The organism is Armatimonas sp. (genome assembly GCF_031410135.1).
Taxonomy (GTDB): Bacteria; Armatimonadota; Armatimonadia; order Armatimonadales; family Armatimonadaceae; genus Armatimonas.
The window spans coordinates 1-17,445 of sequence record NZ_JANNYP010000518.1; the positions used below are offsets into that span (position 1 = coordinate 1).

General features: G+C 56.1%; 24 protein-coding genes. 18 read left to right on the forward strand and 6 right to left on the reverse strand.

Translation table 11 applies throughout. The features are described from left to right. The 8 genes from RMO15_RS19190 to RMO15_RS19225 form a co-directional block, all read left to right on the forward strand. Positions 1 to 298, forward strand: a 298-nt coding sequence (locus RMO15_RS19190) for an AAA family ATPase (protein ID WP_309715483.1), incomplete at its 5' end; no start/stop codon positions are given. Further along, the gene (locus tag RMO15_RS19195; protein WP_309715488.1) at positions 292 to 1,029 is read left to right on the forward strand and encodes a DUF4276 family protein; all 738 of its coding nucleotides are present in this window, start codon (positions 292 to 294) and stop codon (positions 1,027 to 1,029) included. The genes RMO15_RS19190 and RMO15_RS19195, both read left to right, overlap by 7 nt. Continuing rightward, complete coding sequence (locus RMO15_RS19200; RefSeq protein ID WP_309715491.1) at positions 1,026 to 3,962, forward strand: type I restriction endonuclease; 2,937 nt, start codon at positions 1,026 to 1,028, stop codon at positions 3,960 to 3,962. Before RMO15_RS19195 ends, RMO15_RS19200 begins: the two co-directional genes overlap by 4 nt. 161 nt (positions 3,963 to 4,123) lie before the next feature. Continuing rightward, entirely contained in the window at positions 4,124 to 4,726 is a 603-nt protein-coding gene (locus RMO15_RS19205) for a DUF4238 domain-containing protein (RefSeq protein ID WP_309715496.1), read from the forward strand. A 43-nt stretch (positions 4,727 to 4,769) separates the two neighbouring features. Further along, positions 4,770 to 5,564, forward strand: coding sequence for a transposase (locus tag RMO15_RS19210; RefSeq protein ID WP_309715499.1), 795 nt, complete (start codon positions 4,770 to 4,772; stop codon positions 5,562 to 5,564). A 165-nt stretch (positions 5,565 to 5,729) separates the two neighbouring features. Continuing rightward, positions 5,730 to 6,905, forward strand: a complete 1,176-nt coding sequence (locus RMO15_RS19215) for an IS256 family transposase (protein WP_309715555.1) — start codon at positions 5,730 to 5,732, stop codon at positions 6,903 to 6,905. A gap of 65 nt (positions 6,906 to 6,970) precedes the next feature. Then, positions 6,971 to 7,576, forward strand: a complete 606-nt coding sequence (locus RMO15_RS19220; protein WP_309715502.1) for a transposase — start codon at positions 6,971 to 6,973, stop codon at positions 7,574 to 7,576. Between the two features lie 6 nt (positions 7,577 to 7,582). After that, the gene (locus RMO15_RS19225; protein ID WP_309715558.1) at positions 7,583 to 8,158 is read left to right on the forward strand and encodes a DUF4238 domain-containing protein; all 576 of its coding nucleotides are present in this window, start codon (positions 7,583 to 7,585) and stop codon (positions 8,156 to 8,158) included. 25 nt (positions 8,159 to 8,183) lie between these two features. Here the strand turns inward: RMO15_RS19225 and RMO15_RS19230 are convergent, their stop codons facing one another. The 6 genes from RMO15_RS19230 to RMO15_RS19255 all read right to left on the reverse strand — a co-directional run bounded on the left by RMO15_RS19230 (position 8,184) and on the right by RMO15_RS19255 (position 12,305). Next, complete coding sequence (locus RMO15_RS19230; protein ID WP_309715505.1) at positions 8,184 to 8,930, reverse strand: site-specific DNA-methyltransferase; 747 nt, start codon at positions 8,928 to 8,930, stop codon at positions 8,184 to 8,186. Beyond that, positions 8,927 to 9,544 (reverse strand): hypothetical protein, encoded by a 618-nt coding sequence (locus RMO15_RS19235; protein ID WP_309715514.1) that lies wholly within the window; start codon positions 9,542 to 9,544, stop codon positions 8,927 to 8,929. Before RMO15_RS19235 ends, RMO15_RS19230 begins: the two co-directional genes overlap by 4 nt. Then, positions 9,541 to 9,957 carry a replication protein gene (locus RMO15_RS19240; protein ID WP_309715517.1) on the reverse strand — a complete coding sequence of 139 codons (417 nt, stop codon included), beginning with the start codon at positions 9,955 to 9,957 and terminating at the stop codon, positions 9,541 to 9,543. Before RMO15_RS19240 ends, RMO15_RS19235 begins: the two co-directional genes overlap by 4 nt. Then, complete coding sequence (locus tag RMO15_RS19245; RefSeq protein WP_309715520.1) at positions 9,950 to 10,894, reverse strand: hypothetical protein; 945 nt, start codon at positions 10,892 to 10,894, stop codon at positions 9,950 to 9,952. Before RMO15_RS19245 ends, RMO15_RS19240 begins: the two co-directional genes overlap by 8 nt. A gap of 102 nt (positions 10,895 to 10,996) precedes the next feature. Then, positions 10,997 to 11,563, reverse strand: a complete 567-nt coding sequence (locus RMO15_RS19250) for a restriction endonuclease (RefSeq protein ID WP_309715523.1) — start codon at positions 11,561 to 11,563, stop codon at positions 10,997 to 10,999. Positions 11,564 to 11,732: 169 nt separating this feature from the next. Continuing rightward, a complete protein-coding gene (locus RMO15_RS19255) occupies positions 11,733 to 12,305 on the reverse strand; it encodes a helix-turn-helix transcriptional regulator (RefSeq protein WP_309715526.1) in 573 nt (190 codons plus the stop codon). Positions 12,306 to 12,521: 216 nt separating this feature from the next. Here RMO15_RS19255 and RMO15_RS19260 point away from each other — a divergent pair, with 216 nt between their 5' ends. The 10 genes from RMO15_RS19260 to RMO15_RS19300 form a co-directional block, all read left to right on the forward strand. Further along, a complete protein-coding gene (locus RMO15_RS19260) occupies positions 12,522 to 13,187 on the forward strand; it encodes a hypothetical protein (RefSeq protein WP_309715529.1) in 666 nt (221 codons plus the stop codon). Positions 13,188 to 13,416: 229 nt separating this feature from the next. Further along, positions 13,417 to 14,454 (forward strand): DUF932 domain-containing protein, encoded by a 1,038-nt coding sequence (locus tag RMO15_RS19265; RefSeq protein WP_309715532.1) that lies wholly within the window; start codon positions 13,417 to 13,419, stop codon positions 14,452 to 14,454. Beyond that, positions 14,451 to 14,810 (forward strand): hypothetical protein, encoded by a 360-nt coding sequence (locus RMO15_RS19270; protein ID WP_309715535.1) that lies wholly within the window; start codon positions 14,451 to 14,453, stop codon positions 14,808 to 14,810. Before RMO15_RS19265 ends, RMO15_RS19270 begins: the two co-directional genes overlap by 4 nt. Positions 14,811 to 14,903: 93 nt before the next feature. Then, positions 14,904 to 15,290 carry an SWIM zinc finger family protein gene (locus RMO15_RS33375; protein WP_369016139.1) on the forward strand — a complete coding sequence of 129 codons (387 nt, stop codon included), beginning with the start codon at positions 14,904 to 14,906 and terminating at the stop codon, positions 15,288 to 15,290. Further along, complete coding sequence (locus RMO15_RS19275) at positions 15,281 to 15,490, forward strand: hypothetical protein (protein ID WP_309715538.1); 210 nt, start codon at positions 15,281 to 15,283, stop codon at positions 15,488 to 15,490. The genes RMO15_RS33375 and RMO15_RS19275 overlap by 10 nt, the downstream gene beginning before the upstream one ends. Then, on the forward strand, positions 15,487 to 15,780 hold the full coding sequence (locus RMO15_RS19280) for a hypothetical protein (RefSeq protein WP_309715541.1): 294 nt from the start codon (positions 15,487 to 15,489) through the stop codon (positions 15,778 to 15,780). Before RMO15_RS19275 ends, RMO15_RS19280 begins: the two co-directional genes overlap by 4 nt. 3 nt (positions 15,781 to 15,783) lie before the next feature. Next, the gene (locus RMO15_RS19285) at positions 15,784 to 16,254 is read left to right on the forward strand and encodes a hypothetical protein (RefSeq protein ID WP_309715544.1); all 471 of its coding nucleotides are present in this window, start codon (positions 15,784 to 15,786) and stop codon (positions 16,252 to 16,254) included. Then, on the forward strand, positions 16,251 to 16,703 hold the full coding sequence (locus RMO15_RS19290) for a hypothetical protein (protein ID WP_309715547.1): 453 nt from the start codon (positions 16,251 to 16,253) through the stop codon (positions 16,701 to 16,703). The genes RMO15_RS19285 and RMO15_RS19290 overlap by 4 nt, the downstream gene beginning before the upstream one ends. Continuing rightward, positions 16,700 to 17,257 (forward strand): hypothetical protein, encoded by a 558-nt coding sequence (locus RMO15_RS19295; RefSeq protein WP_309715549.1) that lies wholly within the window; start codon positions 16,700 to 16,702, stop codon positions 17,255 to 17,257. Before RMO15_RS19290 ends, RMO15_RS19295 begins: the two co-directional genes overlap by 4 nt. A gap of 2 nt (positions 17,258 to 17,259) precedes the next feature. Beyond that, positions 17,260 to 17,445: hypothetical protein (locus tag RMO15_RS19300; protein WP_309715552.1), on the forward strand; the 186-nt coding region annotated here is incomplete at its 3' end.

The following is a 17,445-nucleotide window of genomic DNA, read 5'->3' on the forward strand; positions in this document are numbered from 1 at the left end:
TCTTGATGAGCCAGAAGCAGGGGTACATCCCGCCTGGCTCCGAGTGCTGGCTGGCTGGATTCGGGAGGCTTCACGCAAAACGCAAGTGATCGTTTCTACTCACAGCTCCGATTTACTAGACTACTTCACGGAGGACCTGGAGAGTGTTTATGTCTTCCAGGATTCAAACGAAAACCCTGGCAAAACAGAGATCAAGCGACTGGAGCCTGTCCTCCTTTCTCCAAAACTGGATGAGGGCTGGAAGCTTGGCGATCTCTACCGTGTCGGAGACCCTGGAGTCGGTGGCTGGCCGTGGTAGTTTGGGTCTACGCAGGCGGCGGTTATGCAGAAGCAAGTAGCATTGTCCCCCTGCTCCAGCAACACTTCACCGAGGCGTCGTTCCAGCGTCGTACCCCCGCGTTTCGTAAGCCAGGGCCGCGCCCAGACGTGACCGCGTCTACCGAGCGAGTCGCACGGCGTTATGCAGGCAATACCGGCAAAGACCTCCTCAATGAAATCAAGGGCGATCTAACGCGCTTCTGGCAGGCGAACGGCCCGGCAGATCTCATCCTCGTGCTCGACGACTCCGACTGCGATCCCGACCCGGACGGGCGTCTGGGAACCTTCGAGCAGACCGTGCGTGAAGGGCTGACCGATGCAGGGTGCGCTACAGAGAACCATCCTCCGATCATTCCAGCCCTCGCGATTCCCGAGCTGGAGACTTGGCTCCTGGGGGACTGGGAGCAGACCTTCGCCCGTGAGTTTCCAAATTGCCATCGGCGCTTGCAACAGGCACTATCGGCAAAAGGGCTACGAACCGCTGATCCCGAGAGCTTCAACTGTCGCCCGAGTGCAGGCGAGTACATCAAGCTTAGTGAAGACGTTCTGCTGCCCGCCCTGGCGCAGGAATGCGAAGTTCGCTTCTCCAAAGCAACCGACACACCCAAACTTTTACTGCGAATCCGGCCAGAGGAAGTAAAAAAACGCTGTCCCTATTTCCGGAAGTACTGGGTCTCACTGGAGAATTATTGTAGGATAAACAAGAAATGACCACAGACACAACGGAAAAAGGACTGGAGACACTAATCGAGGCAAGCCTGCTCAGCGAAGCAGGTTATGAAAAAGGTGCCCCAAGCGACTACGACCGCACTTCCTGCGTAGATCGCGTGAAGCTCTTTGCCTTCCTCGCCGACACCCAGCCCGCCGCACATGGCCGCGTCACTGTGAGCACTCTGGAGACGGATAAGTTCCTCAAGCGCCTCTTCGACCAAATTCGTGACCGAGGCATCGTGGATGTGCTTCGCAAGGGCGTAAGGCATGGTCAAGACACAATCGCGCTCTACTACCCTAACCCCGCCAGCGACGCCAACGCTAAGGCCGTCGCCAACTGGAACAAGAATCTCTTCACACTCACTCGCCAGGTGCGCTACTCTGAGGATCACAAGTCCCTCGCCCTGGACATGGGGATCTTCCTCAACGGCCTACCCATCGCCACCTTCGAGCTCAAGAACCAGTTCACCAAGCAGAACGTCCAGCACGCCATCAAGCAGTACAAAGAAGACCGCGACTCCAAGGAGCCGCTCTTTGCCTTTGGCCGCTGCCTGGTACACTTTGCGCTCGATGACAACCTAGTCTACATGACCACCCACTTGCGCGGCTGGCAGACCAGTTTCCTGCCCTTTAACCTGGGCAATGAGGGCGGCGCAGGCAACCCCGTGAACCCAGATGGCCTCAAGACCGAGTACCTCTGGAAGCGCATCCTCACCAAAGCAAGCCTCGCCAATATCCTGGAGAAGTACGCCCAGATCGTCGAGGAGAAAGACGACGACGGCAAGATCAAGAAGAAGCTCATCTTCCCCCGTTATCACCAGCTTGAAGTCGTGCGCCAGCTCCTCACGGATGCAGTGCAGCACGGCGCGGGGCGGCGCTATCTCATCCAGCACTCGGCAGGCTCGGGCAAGTCCAACTCAATCTCCTGGCTGGCTCACCAGCTCGTGGAGCTGACCGACGAAACTGGCAAAAACATCTTCGATACCGTTATCATCGTCACCGATCGGCGCAACCTCGACAAGCAAATCCGTGACAACGTGAAGCAGTTCGCCCACGTTGCTGGTGTCGTCGAAGCCATCACCGAGGGCAGTAAGCAGCTCAAGGAGGCGCTGGAGTCGGGCAAGAAGATCGTCACCACCACGGTTCAGAAGTTCCCCTTCATCGTCGAGGAAATGGGCGACCTACCCGGCAAGCACTTTGCCCTGCTCATTGACGAGGCGCACTCCTCCCAGAGCGGCGAGACCGCCGCCAAGATGAACGCCGCGCTCGCTGAGAAGAAGGGGACGTATCAGTCCACCGACGGCGAGCCTGAGAGCGACGAAGACAAGATTAACCGGATCATCAACAGCCGGAAAATGCTCACCAACACGAGCTACTTTGCCTTCACCGCCACTCCGAAAAACAAGACTCTGGAGACCTTTGGGGTAAGGCAGGACGACGGCAAGTACCGCGCCTTCCATATCTACTCCATGCGCCAGGCCATTGAAGAGGGCTTCATCCTGGACGTTCTTCAGAACTACACCACCTACCAGAGCTTCTACAAACTCGCGGCCACTATTGAGGGCGACCCGGAGTTCGATAAACTCCGCGCCCAGAAGAAGCTGCGCAAGTACGTCGAGACGCACCCGGAGTCTATCCAACAGAAGGCCAATATCATGGTGGGGCACTTCCACGACGAGGTGCAGAAGAAGATTGGCGGGCGCGCAAAATCAATGGTGGTGACGGGTTCCATCGAGAGCGCCATCAAGTACAAGCACGCTGTGGATGTCGCCCTCAAGGAGCGCCACTCGCCCTACAAGGCCATTGTCGCCTTCACCGGCACGAAGAAGCTAGACGGCCTGGAATACGATGAGGACGGCATGAACGGCTTTCCCTCGCATGAGATCCCAGATGAGTTCAAGAAGGCAGGCTACCGCTTCCTCATCGTGGCGGAGAAGTTCCAGACGGGCTTCGACCAGCCGCTGCTGCACACGATGTACGTGGATAAGACCCTCTCGGATGTGCAGGCAGTGCAAACGCTCTCCCGCCTGAATCGCTGCTACCCCGGCAAAGAGGACACCTTTGTCCTAGACTTTGTGAACAAGGCCGACGACATCCGCGCTGCCTTTGATCCTTACTACAAGGCCACCTTGCTCTCTGAGGCCACCGACGTGAACCGTCTCAACGACCTTCAAGACCAACTTGACGGCTTCCAAGTCTACTCCGAGGCCGAGGTTCGCAAGTTCATGGTGAAGTTCTTAGTAGGAGCCAGCCGCACCGAGCTTGACCCCCTGCTGGATAAAGCTGTCGAAGTCTACCAGACCGATCTGAGCGACGATCAGAAGATCGAGTTCAAGGGGGCGGCCAAGTCCTTTGTTCGAACCTACGCGTTCCTGGCGGCGATCCTTCCTTTCTCCAGCGAGTACTGGGAGTGCCTGCACACTTACCTGCGCCTCCTCATCACCAAGCTCCCTTCACCGCTGGATGAGGACCTCGCCAAAGAGGTGCTAGATTCGATTGACCTGGACAGCTACCGTGTGGAGAAGAAAGCCTCAACTGCCATTCACCTAGAGGGCAACGTAGAGCTTTCGCCCGTGCCCGCCGAGCCCGGTGGCGCACTGCCCGACGCGGAACTAGACGCTCTTTCTGCGATCTTGGAAGCTTTCAACAACCGCTTCGGCACCGATTGGACCGACAATGACCGTGTGAAGCGTTTCCTTTTCCACGACCTGCCGGATGCAGTTCATGCTGAAGAGGAGTACCAAAACGCCAAGAACAACGACCGGCAAACGGCTAAGATCGTGCATGACAAGGTGCTGGAATCTAAGTTCCAGGACTTTATGCTAGAGTACACCGACCTCTACAAGAAGTTCATGGATGAACCAGACTTCAAGAAATGGATCTCCTCCACCCTCTTTGAGATGGATGAGAAGCGGGTAAAGGTTGGTGCATAATAGGTCTTTTCAGATTCCGTGAACTGCCGCCAGAGATGGTTTTAAGGCAAGTGTCTAAGCGAGGGTAATGTGCGAGTTATCCACTTTGGTAAACAATTGTTTACAAAAGTGGAGTTGTGTAGCGATACTGATATTAACGATTCCGCAGGAGACCTAATAGTATGCCCGACCAGTTAGTTGAAATAAGTAGCCCACATCAAAAAGAGACACGACGACAGCACATGGCTCCGCAATCCTATTTGCGACGCTTCGCCTTTAATCCTACCACTGCTAATAAGAAGCAGCGTTTGTGGGTGTATGACAAGATCCAGAAGAAGACATTCTCTGATGCTATTGTGAATGTCGCGCAAGAGCGCGACTTCAATGACCTGCCTTTGGATGTGCTGGCAGATGACTATGCTGAAGACGTCAAGAGTCCAGAGTCAATACTCAGCCGTTTTGAGGGTCATTTCAAAATAGTGCTAGACAACTTCGTTGCTAACTGGCAAGAGACAGGCATAACTCACGAGATGCGGTATGAACTTGCTGAAATCCTTGCTGTTCAGATGGTGCGCACCCGTGCGACTCGGGCTCGTACTGCTGTCGCGTATAGTGACCTATCATCAAAGCAACTTCAGGCACTTCTAGATCGGGATATCGCTCCAGATACAGGCCGTGCACAGAGTGCCAGCGATAATACACCCGAACATCTCGCACGCTTGGGACAACTCAGCTTCTTGTTCGACCGCGAGCAGATGACTAATGTATGCCAGGTAACAGCTTAGGTCTTGCCTGCGACGCTTGCCTGAAGTATACTCCAATCCGAAAATGCTCACCCGAGAAGAATTCGACAGACTCAGACAAGAAGACCCAGAGGCACTCTGGAGAATCCTGGCAGAGTTCGCACAGCGAGTCCTGGCTCTCGAAGAGAAAATTGCTCCCAAACCACATACTCCCTCAGCCGCTCAAGGATTTCTCAAACCGATGAGCCAGCGCCCTAAAACAGAGAGGAAAACAGGAGGACAGAAAGGGCACAAAGGACACACTCTCGAAAAAAATGAGACACCCGATGAAGTGCAGCAGCATAAAGCAGCCAAGTGTCCAACCTGCGGACTCGATCTTAAAGACGTTTCCGGTGAGGTCGTAGAAACGCGTCAGGTGATGGATTTGCCGGAAGTCATCCGATTCTTCACCACGGAGCACCAAGTCCTGGAAGTCTGCTGTCCGGGATGCCAAAGTCCTGTCAAGGCAGATTTCCCCGCCGAGGTGACTGCGCCCGTTCAATATGGCCCTCATACCCAGACGACTTGCACTCTGCTGAAAGTGGATCAAGCCATCTCCCTGGAGAGAATCGTCTCCTTCTTCACCGACTGGTTTGGGCATGCCCCCAGCCAGGGCACAATCCAGAACTGGATTCATCGGGCGGCAACCACTTTAGAGCCTATCGAAGAGCAGATCAAGCAGGGCATTATCCAGGCAAGTGCTGCCGGTTTTGATGAAACGATGGTTCGCTCCTGTAAGAAAAACACCTGGATCCATGTGGCTCGAACCGACAAACTAACGCATTGCGCGGCTCCTGGTGGTCGCGGAAAAATCACGGACCTTATCCGAAATTTTGTGTAACGCTTCCTGACTCGCTAAACTGGCGAAAGGAAGACGATGGAAACCAAGAACACAAGAGCGGCGGCAGCCGCTACCAAAGCGACGAACGCAACGACAATCAAGACGCGGCGAAAGCCCGGACAGATCGACCTACCCCAAGGGCTCACACGAGAGGCGCTCGAAGCCATGACAGCCACTCTCAAGACTCCAGGAGACGTTCACCAACTCCTGGCACAGCTCAATCAAGCCGTCCTGGAGCGAATGCTGCAAGAAGAGATGCAGCAGCACCTAGGCGGTCGTTCTCATGGAGATAAAGCTACACCCGAGCAGACAAACCGACGAAACGGAACCACTTCCAAGACGCTACGGGGAGAGCTCGGACATACCACCATTCAGGTGCCACGAGATCGAGAAGGCAGCTTTGAGCCGATCATCGTCGAGAAACATCAGCGTGACATCGGACCCATGGAGACCAAAATCCTCTCGCTCTACTCCAAGTCCATGAGCTGCAAGGACATTCAGGAGACCCTCCAAGAGCTCTACGGAATCGAGGTTTCCACCGAGTTCATCTCCTCCGTTACCGATGCCGTCGTCGAGGAAGTCAGGCGATTCCAGAACCGTCCGCTCGAAGCCGTCTATCCCGTGGTCTACCTCGATGCCCTTTACGTACCCGTGCGAGAGGACGGACATGTGGTCAAGAAAGCTTTTTATCTCGCATTAGCTATCAATCTCGAAGGAAGAAAGGAAGTGCTGGGCATCTGGAGCTCGAAAGTGGAGGGAGCCAAATTCTGGCTCAATGTCCTCACGGAGATAAAGAATCGAGGAGTCCAAGACATCCTCATTGCCTGCGTGGATGGACTTTCAGGATTTCCAGATGCCATTGCCGCAGCGTTTCCTAAAACGAGTATCCAGCAATGCGTTGTCCACCTGGTCAGAAACAGCCTTAACTACGTGGCTAGAACTAACTGGGATCCGGTTTGTAAGGACTTAAAAGAGGTCTACCTAGCCCCAACGCTCGCAGAAGCCGAAACAAACCTGAATGCTTTTGAAGCGAAGTGGGGTTCCCAGTATCCGATGGTCGGCCAGCTCTGGAGGCGCGCTTGGGAGAGAGTAACCGTCTGTTTCGCCTTCCCCATGCCCATGCGACGAGTGCTTTACACGACCAACGCGATAGAATCTCTCAACTCCGTGCTACGGAGGGCAATGCGAAACCGGGCTTCCTTCCCCAGCGAGGAAGCCGCTCTAAAAGTGATGTACCTGGCGCTAGAGCGCCATTCCAAGACGTGGCGTTACTCGATCCCTGAGTGGGCCGAGGCGAAGAACCACTTCGCGATTCTCTTTGAAGAAAGGATGCCAGCCTAACCAGCCAAGGAGAGCTTACACAAAAAATCGGATACTCCCAAATCACGATTGAGAAAATCGGTATTTTGCCCGATTTCCGAGGAGTGGCTCATCATGATGCATGGGGGGCTTACTTTAGTTTCCAAGAATGCGAACATAGCCTTTGCAATGCGCACTTGGTTCGGGAGGGAGCCGCGCTGAAGGAACGCTTTGACGCTAAAGGAACTTGGAGCGAACCTATAATTTGCTGGCTTCTTGAGGTGAAAAAGCAAAGAGATTCCGGGGTGCTCTCCTGTCCTGAAAAATTAGTATCTGGCCTTCGTGCCGTGGTGAAGCGTGGTTATGCGACTCTTGGTTTTTGCCCTCCTGATGAGGGTGTTAAACTTTCTGCTTGCTCCAAGGAATTTCGTTCTCGTATCCGTTGGCTCGACCGCCTTTGGTTCTATGCCCCGTATGTGGTTCGTTTTGGTTGGGATGCCTTGGCGTGCTTTGACAATAACGGTTCCGAGCGCGACATCCGCCCTGTGAAATTGTTTGCCAAGGTCTTTGGTTGCTGGCGTTCTGCCTCGGGTTTAGCCTCGTTTTGTCGGCTACGTGGCTATCTATCCACCCTACGCAAACAGGGCATTTCTCCTCGCGAAGGTCTACTGTCGGTCTTTCGTGGGAGCCCTATTGTCCCAGCTACCATCTGACCTAAGCTGTCACTATGCCAGAGCCTAGTTAACAACTTTTTTTGGTTCGTCGGAGTGAATGAGGATAACGTACCGCTTTACACCTCCGATAACCCTGTCGTTTTCTGGTGTGAGCAGGAGCCATTCGATGGTGCGCCTAAACTTGCAAATACGATCTTCGGAGCGCCAGGGACATGCTTATCCTTCCCAGTAACACCTCAACTTCTTATTCTACTCTACGAGCGAACCGCTTTTACAAAGCTAGCTCCGGGTGATGGGCGATTTGAGATGTGCTCTGCGGAATATATAAACTTTCTAAACTCCATTCAAGTCCTGGCGAGCTACCGCCAAGTGTTCTGCCAGGTGAATGCATTCAATCCTGCTGAAGAGATGTGTACTGCTACGCCTGACTTATGCGATCCCGATGCACGGATAAGAGCATTTCTAAACGCACCTCTCTTGAACACTTCTACACCAGGTTGCATGGTTGATGTTATGGGAATGCCAACTCTTGCCGCTGGTTTTTCCGCCTTCCTGCCACATGTGGAAGTGAAATGCGAAGCCGAAGTGCCAAAGGAAATGCATTGCATGCTTGAGAGTTGACTAAGATAATGCAGGAGAACCAATCCTAGTTCCCTCCTTCATTAAGACGCTGCTGGGTAATCTGGTAATACTGCGGACTGGCTTCAATGCCAACGTAGCCCAGCTCGAGATTTCGCGCTGCCATCAAGGTAGTCCCCGAGCCTGCAAAGGGATCAAGCACAACTCCACCGGGCTCGACGATGCGGAGCAGATCCTCCATGAGCGTCAGCGGCTTGCCCGTCATGTGCAGTTTCTTGCCGGGGACTTCTACCCGATGGCGGAAAACTCCGGGGAGTGTCCCAACGTGGCGCTTGGCTGGTAGCCGTCCTTTCGCCCCCCAAACGATGTACTCAGCCTGGGCAGCAAAGCGCCCCATTTGTGGCCTACACGCCTCGGTCTTATCCCAGACGGCCACACCGAGCCAGCGCCAACCAGCCCATTGCAGAAGCGTCGTCAGGAGCGGCAATTGACGCCAGTCAATGAAGATGACGATAGGGGCTCCGTCCTTCGCGACCCGTTTACACTCCTTGAGCCAGCGGTACGTCCACTGCGCCCAAGCGTTCTGATCCATACTCTCGCTCTCAAAGTCCGGCCAGGCGGTCTTTTGTCTGCTCTGTACATACTTCTGTGCGGCTGGTCGGGCTCGTTCACTTGCCGTCAATCCACCAGAGCAGTACGGGGGGTCAGTCACGATGGCATCGAAGCAGCCATCGGGGAAGGTTGGCAGAATCTCTAGCGCGTCACCATGGTAAAGGTGGTTTAGTCGCGGAGGTGGGATGCTCTGGTTTATCATAGCGCCCTCCCCAAAGCCTTCTTCCAACCGAATCCCCTTTGGCGCTCCCCCGCCTTTTGTAGGTTTTCCTTGAGGATCGCTTTAATCTGCTCGGCGGTGGCACCAGGCTCCGGGATTTGCCACCAATCGGGCACGGGAAGTCCCGTGGCAGAACCGATCCGGCAGCCTGAATCTGGTTCTTGTTGCTGCACTACCATATCTGCGACCATCGCTGGTTCAGGACCATCAAAGCGAACAGGATTCGCAAAGGCTTCAAGGAGCTTCTGATAACCCGCCTCACTCATACCCGACGTGTCTATCTGACTGCGCCCTCCATGCACGTCAAGACTGTAGAGCACTTGGCGAGTCGGAAAGATGGCATGGGCCACTTCCAGCAACGTACCCGCAGTACGTTGCTGTCCTTTCTCGCTCCGGGAAGACTGGGAGTTGGCAGCCTCCCTGAGGGGGCTGCTCTCCCGTGTCTGACCATCAGGAAGAGAAACTCTTTGGTATCGAGTTTCTTTTGTTGTGTCTGCCTCGCGGTTACCGGCGACACTGGAGGTCTTGCGCTCAGCGAGGATTTTCAGATGGGTCTGACGCCCACGAAGCTGCTTTTGTGAGAGTCGTGCTTTCATCGTGGGTGAGGATTACGAGAAAGATTGAGACGGTAGTAGAGGCGATCTCTTGCCTGCTGACGTGAGCGGGCGGTGTGCATCAGCTCGCCGTCCCGGTTCTCGATCACGATCAGCTCATGGCGCAGCAGGCCCGCGATAGCGCGGCTAATCGAGTCGCGGCTCTTACCCGTCTTTTCCCTGAACTGGCTCTGACTGATCCAGTCACGACGTTTGCGTCCCCCTACCTGCTCTTTGTCTACCCATCCCAAAGTCTGGCGGATAATGATGCACAGCACGCGCCATTCGGCATCAGAGAGATACGGCATCGAGTCGTCAAAGTAGATGGCAGGAACAGGCACCACGGGAGTCAGATCTTCCCAGGCTGACGGGAGGACACTTACCTTCTCACCCTGCTGGAGGGATTGGTTAGTCATCAATACCTCCCTCGTCACTTGGCGCAAAATACTCCGATTGAACTGCGGAGGGCTCATAGCTCAATCCCGAGGGATCGCTCTCTGGCTCTGTGATTTCACCTTCCAGGGTCACGTTCAGGTTTTCCTCGGAGACCTCCTCCACTGGGGTAGCTGTCTCCAAGGAGGTGAGCTCCATCTCAGGAAGCCTTGCCCCACGCGGTGGGCTGTAGTTATCCTGGATCGCCGCCACGACGTAGCGGCCAGGATTCTTGGCAGCGCGAAGAGGCAGCCACTCCACCTGGCGCAAGCAAGCTTCAATGCCGAACTCCTCGATGAGCAGGTCAATCTGCTCACGCGAGACGCCGACATTGCGAAGGCCCCGCCGCGTTTCACCTTCTGGTGTTTCTGCACTCTCATCAGGATGGTGCCCAAGCTGCTCTAGAACCATCCGCTCCACCTCAGCGCGAGGCCGAGCATACTTCTCTCGACTCATCTGGATGATCGCCTCTCGGTGACCCGGAGGACTTACCTGGTCAGGAACCGGGAGAGAGACGCTCGTTTCCAGAGTCTCCTCACCCAGAACATGCTCTGCCAACAGGAAGCGCTCCATGGAACTCTCGGAAAGGTGCCGCACGAGCGGTGCTTCTTTCCAGTAGGTAGTGGCAAGAACAAGGAACTGCTTGCGAACCTCCCGTTCTGAGAGGCCCATGTCCCTTGCCAGGAGCGTTACGGGAGCGAAGAGGTGCCCGTTGGGGTGCAGGTAGGTCAGTAGCCAAAGAATGTTTTTCGCCTCACGGTCAGGTAGTGAGGAAAGTAGGCCCGAAGTGCGCAGGGTCTCGGAGACGAAGAGGCGTGCCTCGGGCTGGAAGCGGGTTCCCCTGTCATTGGTAGGGATATGCCGGTGCTCGATGATAAAGGGTGGCCGCGATGGATCGCGTGGTGTTAGGTCTGGATACATAGGGTTTGAAGGTTAAATTTGGGCATCAGTAAGGAGGCCAGAGCTTTTTAGACTCTGGTGAAAACAGTTGTGGAAAGCCTAGTCTAAGCGGGAGGACTGTGTCTAAGCTGGGGTCAGGAAGCTGGCGCGTTGAAGAACCTTCTGGCGCTTCTTTGAGTGAGCGATCACCTCTACGTTTACAACGACCTCAGGACGGCCAGGACAGTCTTCTCGGCTATTGCCCTTTGCCATGCGAGTCAATCGATCCAGAAGGGACTGGTCGATCTCTCCCTCATGGGTGACTCCCACCTGCTTGTCGATCAGCAAGGTCAGTAGCTGCTCACCATCAATGAGACGCATGGGAAGTAGCGGTGAGATGAGGCCATCGAAGTGAATCGAGGTAGATGCGGGGCCGGTGGTGATGAGGAGAGCTTCGCTTGCCCGGCACCGGATCGCGACGCCGCAAAGCTCGTCAACATGGCGCTGGAAGACGCGTGAGTACCGATCAAATTGCTTGATTTGGATGACTACCCGTCGTGGCGTCAGGCCACCGGGCAGAAAGGCGATGAGATCCACCCCACCGGAGTGATTGCGCCCTTTCCAATCGGTGCGACCTGCCGGGCTGACATTCTCATAGCCCAAGCGCTCCAGGAGGAGCGCGACGAGCCGGACGTAAGCGTCGAAGGGCAAGGATAGAAGGCGCTCGTGCAGCAATTCTGCTACGGAGTGCTGATCTGGTTTTTCGGGGAAATACTGCTTGATGACCGGAGGACGTTTGGAGGTCGTGGAACGATTAGAAGAGCCGAAGTGCTTTTCTGAAGTGGGATTCTTGGACATAAAAGTAAAATTAAGCTAAAGATTAAAGTACCGGGGAGGATGGGACTTGCTTGCTCGCGGGACCGCCCTCCGGTTTTTGTGTGCTCTCGCTTCTTTGTGTGCTCTCGCTGGTTTCTCTTACTGATTTCGACGTTTTTCCTTGAAAGATGGCTCCGTAGAGGCACCAATCACCTGGTAGACGCCACCGCCACGGAGGACGCAGGGTATCGGTGATCTCGCACCATGCTTCCGGGGGATGGCACCCGGAGCAGTCCATCAGCTCGCAGGTCGAAGGCGTCGGATAGGTTCCATCCGTCGTGAAAAGCTCACGAGCATCGAGTCGTCGGCCTAGCCGATGAGAGATTGCTTTTGTCACCCTTTCCACGACCACATAAGAGGGGCTGACTTTGCCCCGGATGATGCGGGAAATGCTGGAGGGGGCTAGTCCGGTATCACGGGCAAGTCGTGCCGTTCCCTCGAAAGCGTAGTAAGGAACGTGCAAAAGAATGGCTCGCAAGCGATTGGAGATGCCGACGACTTGGTAGGTTGAGTTACTCGTGTTGGTGATTTGGGAGCCTGCGCCTAGCAGCGCAAAGGTATCGATATGGCTGGACATAGGGAGTCTTCGTTAGGGATATTGCTATGTGTCTGTCGCGCGACTTATTCATCATGCACGAACAAATACCGAACATGCAACGAGCGTTGCATGAAGGTGTTGGAGAGCAATACCACCCGAATTGGCAGCCCTTGCACGCAACGCTGATAGCCTTCGTCCTTCGTTTTTGAGACGCTCCTCTGGCTCCAGGTAATCCCTGGGCAGGAGGAAAAACCTATGGCGCGGGTTCCCCGCTACACCACGTTCCGGCCTGGCGAGCTGGAAGAGTTACTCAAAAAGACCGCTCTCAAGAACGGAGCGGTCGCCGATGTCCCTAACGCCTGGGATGTTAAGCGGCGCAGTCCGCTTCATCTTCGCTGGCATGACTGCGGCGTCACCTACCCCGATGGGACGACGGGCACCTGCCACTACACCAGGCAAGGACCAAAGTGGCACATCATGAAGTACGATCATGGCGGCGGTCAACTACCATTGGCGTACCACATGGATACACTTGGTCGTGATGCAACCAGCATCGAGGCCATGTGCCAGGAGAAGGCCCTCGTGGCTTTCGGCTATGGGGTCCAGCAGGAGCAGAAAGACGCCAAGCGCGTGCAGCCACCCTGGACGGGATACGGGAAGCGGAAGGCCGATCCCAAAACCTTCCAACTCTCCCACGAACGAGCGGTCGCTCTTGCCGGGAAGTACGCCCTCTGCCTGAAGTTATGCCCTTCGGGAAAGCTCATCGCGGTGAGCAGCACCTTTGAGACGCTCGACGAGGCGAATGAAGCTTGGCACGAACGAGGCGACCCTGACCTCATCGTTGCCATTGCAGTTCGCTGGGCGCGGCGCTGGACAGCTCCGCGCTTCAGTACCCTCCACACGCACCCAGAGACCATGTAAGCACTCCCCAAAGTGCATAGCCCTGACTCCAGCGAGTCAGGGCTTTTTTGTCCATATTGCTCCTGTTCGTCCCCTCACATAACACCTTCATGCAACGCTCGTTGGAGGTTCGCTCTCCCTGCTCTACGCTTGATCTTGCGCGGCGAGGCAACGGCCCCTCACCAACAAGAAGAGGCCCCACGCCGCGCGCCCTTTGATAATCCACTTCCTTGAAAGGAAACCCCTTCTTATGAACCTTGATGAGGTCTGCGACCGCGTGAGCGCAGACGATGCGGGCAAGCACGATCACCTCGTGCCTATCCGAGAAGTCTCCATGCACCAGAGCCGTTTGTATTGGCCTGGTGCCGACGACGATAGCTTTGGTTTTGCTCTGACCCCCTGGGCGATGAGCCAAGCCTGCACCAAGCTCGGAATGCCAAGCGCCTACTTCGGTAGGTGCCCCAAGGAGCTGCAAGATGTTCAATGGAACCATTGGCGCGGGCTCCCAGAGGAGCTACGCAAGAAAGCAGGTGGCGATGGAGGCGACCGCTGGACGATCCGGGCCAAAAACCTGGAGGTTCGCGGTGTGCTCTCTGCTCGCTACGAGAAGCTGGATAATCGCCAGCTCCTGAACGCTCTCCTGCCCGCGCTGGAAGGCATGAACTACCCGGTGAAGCTCTTCGATCTGACAAACGAGAGCCTACACCTGCGCCTGATCGATCCCCGCATGAGCCGCCTTGTACTGCCCGGCGACCCGCTCATCGTAGCGATCCACATCGCAAACAGTGAAGTCGGACTCCGCGCCGTAACGATAGATGCCTGCATCTTTCGCCAAGTGTGCTCGAATGGGATGGTGCGCAAGATCGCGGGACGGAGCATGCTCAAGCAGCGGCATATTCATGTCGCTACAGCGCAGTTCGTACCGCTCCTGCAAGACGCCATCGCACAAGCAAGGCTTGTCGCGGCGGCGTTCATCGAGCAGATGATCCTCTCCACCAAGACCATCGTGCCCGACCCGGCCAAAGCTATCGAGGTGCTGGCCGATGCCTGGAAGCTCTCCAAGCAGACCGCCGAGTACATCAAGTTCGGACTGTACGGTGAGTCCCACCAGGACACGCTCTACGGACTGGTAAACGCCGTCACCAGCGCAGCGCAGCGGTTGTCGGTGGAAGGCCGCTACGAGCTTGAAACGCTGGCAAGTGTCCTTATCGACACCACCAGCGAGAGCCGAGCAGACCAGGCGCTTCGTCAGCGAATACTTCTTCCCAAAGGAGGCGTACTCGCGTGAGCGTCGTTCCTCCCACGATAGACAAGCGGCTTGCCGCCGTCTGCCAGCGCCTCCGTGGGCTGGCAGTAGAGATCGAGGAGAAATGGCGCTTCGGTGTCGTTCATCTGCTTGTCGAGGAGCATGTCATTCAAGCCCATCGCGGTTGGCGCATCGAAGTCCCCGTTCCCGAGCTTGACGACTACATCGGCCAGCCTGAGGACGGTGAGCTCGTACCACTGCCGCCAAGTGCGGCGGAGTGCATTCAGTTGCTTGAGCAGATCCTAACGACCTGCCGAGGTGTTCGGGGTATTGACTCTCCTGCTGTCCCCAAGCCCGAGCAGCTTCGCGCTGTAGAGGCACTGTTAAAGCGGAGATAACACCGCTCTCGTTTCCCCAAATCACCGGGCTATGCTGCCCGGAGACGGGTGGTCATGGCTCGGTCTTTTCTTTTTTGAAAGGATACCAACCCTATGACCGCCCAACGGTCCCCCGTTTCATTGGATGAGGCGAGACTCCTAGCCAACGTCAACGAGCGGGCGCAACGCCTATTTGAGGACGGATATAGAATCCGCTGCCTCGACGCCAACCGGTATTTGGTTCGATCCCAACAGGGAGCAACCTATACGGTAGATCGCTTGGAGAACACCTGTTCATGCCCCTTCTTTGAGAAGCATGGCGGGCGTTATCCCTGCAAGCACACCCTCGGATGGAGAAAGCTCCTGCTCACGCAGAGAGCCGCCATCGCACGACTCAGCGCACGCTGGGAGGCAGTGGAGCGCGAGGCAAGCATTGAACAAGTGCTGCAAAGCGCGACTCGCGTTCTAAAGCAAGGTTTGGAGGTGCCGACATGTCCCTAACGATTTCCCGCTACAAAGGCGGGAGGCACTGGGCAGTTCGCGAAGCCGACACCGGCTCGCTCGTGGTCGTCACGGTCTACCGCAAGGGCGCTGCTGAAGTCGTGCGAAGGCTTACCGGCCAAGTACCGGAAAAGGCAAAACGCCGGAAGCATGAGGCTTTCGTTTACGAAGCCAAAAGCCCGCTGGAGGTGACTTCATGAGCGGCTACACCCGCCCTATCAAGTTCCTCCTGGGCAAAGTCTACGTTACCCCAGCAGCGGTCGAGGCCCTGATCCGAAACGAGGAGGAGCTAATGCACCTACTCAAGCGGCATCGTGAAGGCGACTACGGCGCGGAGATGTGCTACGACGACCGAGTCGTAAACGAACAGGAGATTAAGCGCGGCGGTCGAGTTCTCTCCAGCTACACCCTGAAAGACGGCACGGTGATCTGGATTAACACCTCAGCAGGCTGGCAAGAGACTTTAGCAATGATTCGCGAGGAGTACTGACCTATGACCACTCTTAAGGAAGGTTCCAAGGTCATCGTGCTCCACACGGACGACCAAGTCTTTTGCTTCACCGATAGTAACGACTGCGAGTGGCATTGGAACGCAGGCGCAGGAATGCGGCTGGTGGAAGCCAGCCGCAGACAGCCCATGACGTTCTTCCCGAGCGACCACGGGCTGAGCGTTCCCTACCTGCAAAAGCAGTATCCCGATCTCGATCTGGACTATGCCAGAACCACCGACGTGACTAGGCCAATCCTCTTCGTCCCGTTCTACGATGGCACCAGTGTCCTCATAGACGGCTGGCATAGGTGCGCTCGCGCCGTGCTGGAAGGCATTCCCTTCCTACTCTGTTACGAGCTGACCGAAGCCGAGCGCGACGAGGTGCTCGTCATGAAGATCCCGCCACGCTCCAAGCTGGCACCGATGGACACCAAGAAAGGCCCCAGTGGCAAGAAAGGACGGCGAAAGCCATGAAACCAGTTGTTTTGACTCCTCCAGGAGTCACGGATCGCGAGGCACTCATCGCCTCCAAGATAGAGGAACACGGCAGCTTCGGCGACGTCATCCTCAGAGAAGAGTTGTTCGGCCACACCTACTTATGGAACGTCGGCCATGCAGCCCACATCGTCACCACTAGCACCCGGACACAAAGCCCGTTGGTGCTGGCCGAGTACGACATCACCGAGAGTCTTTGCAGGCAGTGGCGACCGGACATGGATGAGGAGCGGGCCATGAGCCTTGACCTCACTGTGCCTCACATCGTCGCTGTCCTAGAAGATCGCACTATCATCCTGTGCTGTTGGATGCGGCTCTTCAAAGCACTAAGGATGGGAGTCACCGAGCTTCCTGCCTACTGGCTGAACGCTGAGGACACGGAAGGCTGCTTGGTATTCCACCTGAGACCCGAAGGAGAAGAATCGTGAAGAAGACTCTGGATCAGCGCTTCGAGCTGGAGGATAGCAAAGAGCGCAAGGCAGACTGCCGCGTGCGGGTCTTCATACCCGTGCAAGGCGAGGAAATGAATGAGGCGGTCGTGCTGATAAGTTGGTCACCCCAAGTGCCCGATTTCCCTACTGGCCCCTGGCTGGAGACTATCGTCACCAGCTTCCGCAGCGGGCTGGAGGACGTGCGTAGTGCGCTGGACTTCCTACTCATCGAGCACTACTCAGGTCGGAAGTACCAGATGGGCAATATCCTGATGGACTTCGACGAGGAACTGGGGCTGGTGCTCTTCAAAGAGACTGTCCCCAACTGCAACAGCCCCGCCACGAACCTACGGGCGGGACGGCGCAAACCTAAGACGACGGACAATGCCCCGGCGGTGCGCAATCGCCGCTTACTACACTGGACTCCTCTCTGCCGCGACGCGGTGGAGGATGTCGTCGGAGAGGCGCTGGACACTCCAGCACCCATAGCCACGATGACGGGATCGTCTGAAGCGATCTACGCTGTTAAGGAAAGGCTGGTAGCAGCTTGAAAGTGAGCGCCCCTGCCGAGATCATTTATGACGGTCCCTGGCACTACAAGGGCTACCATGGCGTCAAATCGGTCTGCTACCTGAGGCTCTACCAGCCAAAGGGACTCAATGGGCAGCCAACGCAGCTCAGACCGGCAATTGCCATCTTCACCGAGCTAGATTCTAACGCTGGCACCAGTGTAACGAAT

Bases quoted from the DNA above. Each gene is read 5' to 3' on its own strand.
- RMO15_RS19200 (WP_309715491.1), top strand. From the start codon at position 1,026: ATGACCACAGACACAACGGAAAAAGGACTGGAGACACTAATCGAGGCA.
- RMO15_RS19205 (WP_309715496.1), top strand. From the start codon at position 4,124: ATGCCCGACCAGTTAGTTGAAATAAGTAGCCCACATCAAAAAGAGACA.
- RMO15_RS19210 (WP_309715499.1), top strand. From the start codon at position 4,770: ATGCTCACCCGAGAAGAATTCGACAGACTCAGACAAGAAGACCCAGAG.
- RMO15_RS19215 (WP_309715555.1), top strand. From the start codon at position 5,730: ATGACAGCCACTCTCAAGACTCCAGGAGACGTTCACCAACTCCTGGCA.
- RMO15_RS19230 (WP_309715505.1), bottom strand. From the start codon at position 8,930: ATGATAAACCAGAGCATCCCACCTCCGCGACTAAACCACCTTTACCAT.
- RMO15_RS19235 (WP_309715514.1), bottom strand. From the start codon at position 9,544: ATGAAAGCACGACTCTCACAAAAGCAGCTTCGTGGGCGTCAGACCCAT.
- RMO15_RS19240 (WP_309715517.1), bottom strand. From the start codon at position 9,957: ATGACTAACCAATCCCTCCAGCAGGGTGAGAAGGTAAGTGTCCTCCCG.
- RMO15_RS19245 (WP_309715520.1), bottom strand. From the start codon at position 10,894: ATGTATCCAGACCTAACACCACGCGATCCATCGCGGCCACCCTTTATC.
- RMO15_RS19255 (WP_309715526.1), bottom strand. From the start codon at position 12,305: ATGTCCAGCCATATCGATACCTTTGCGCTGCTAGGCGCAGGCTCCCAA.
- RMO15_RS19260 (WP_309715529.1), top strand. From the start codon at position 12,522: ATGGCGCGGGTTCCCCGCTACACCACGTTCCGGCCTGGCGAGCTGGAA.
- RMO15_RS19265 (WP_309715532.1), top strand. From the start codon at position 13,417: ATGAACCTTGATGAGGTCTGCGACCGCGTGAGCGCAGACGATGCGGGC.
- RMO15_RS33375 (WP_369016139.1), top strand. From the start codon at position 14,904: ATGACCGCCCAACGGTCCCCCGTTTCATTGGATGAGGCGAGACTCCTA.
- RMO15_RS19275 (WP_309715538.1), top strand. From the start codon at position 15,281: ATGTCCCTAACGATTTCCCGCTACAAAGGCGGGAGGCACTGGGCAGTT.
- RMO15_RS19280 (WP_309715541.1), top strand. From the start codon at position 15,487: ATGAGCGGCTACACCCGCCCTATCAAGTTCCTCCTGGGCAAAGTCTAC.
- RMO15_RS19285 (WP_309715544.1), top strand. From the start codon at position 15,784: ATGACCACTCTTAAGGAAGGTTCCAAGGTCATCGTGCTCCACACGGAC.
- RMO15_RS19290 (WP_309715547.1), top strand. From the start codon at position 16,251: ATGAAACCAGTTGTTTTGACTCCTCCAGGAGTCACGGATCGCGAGGCA.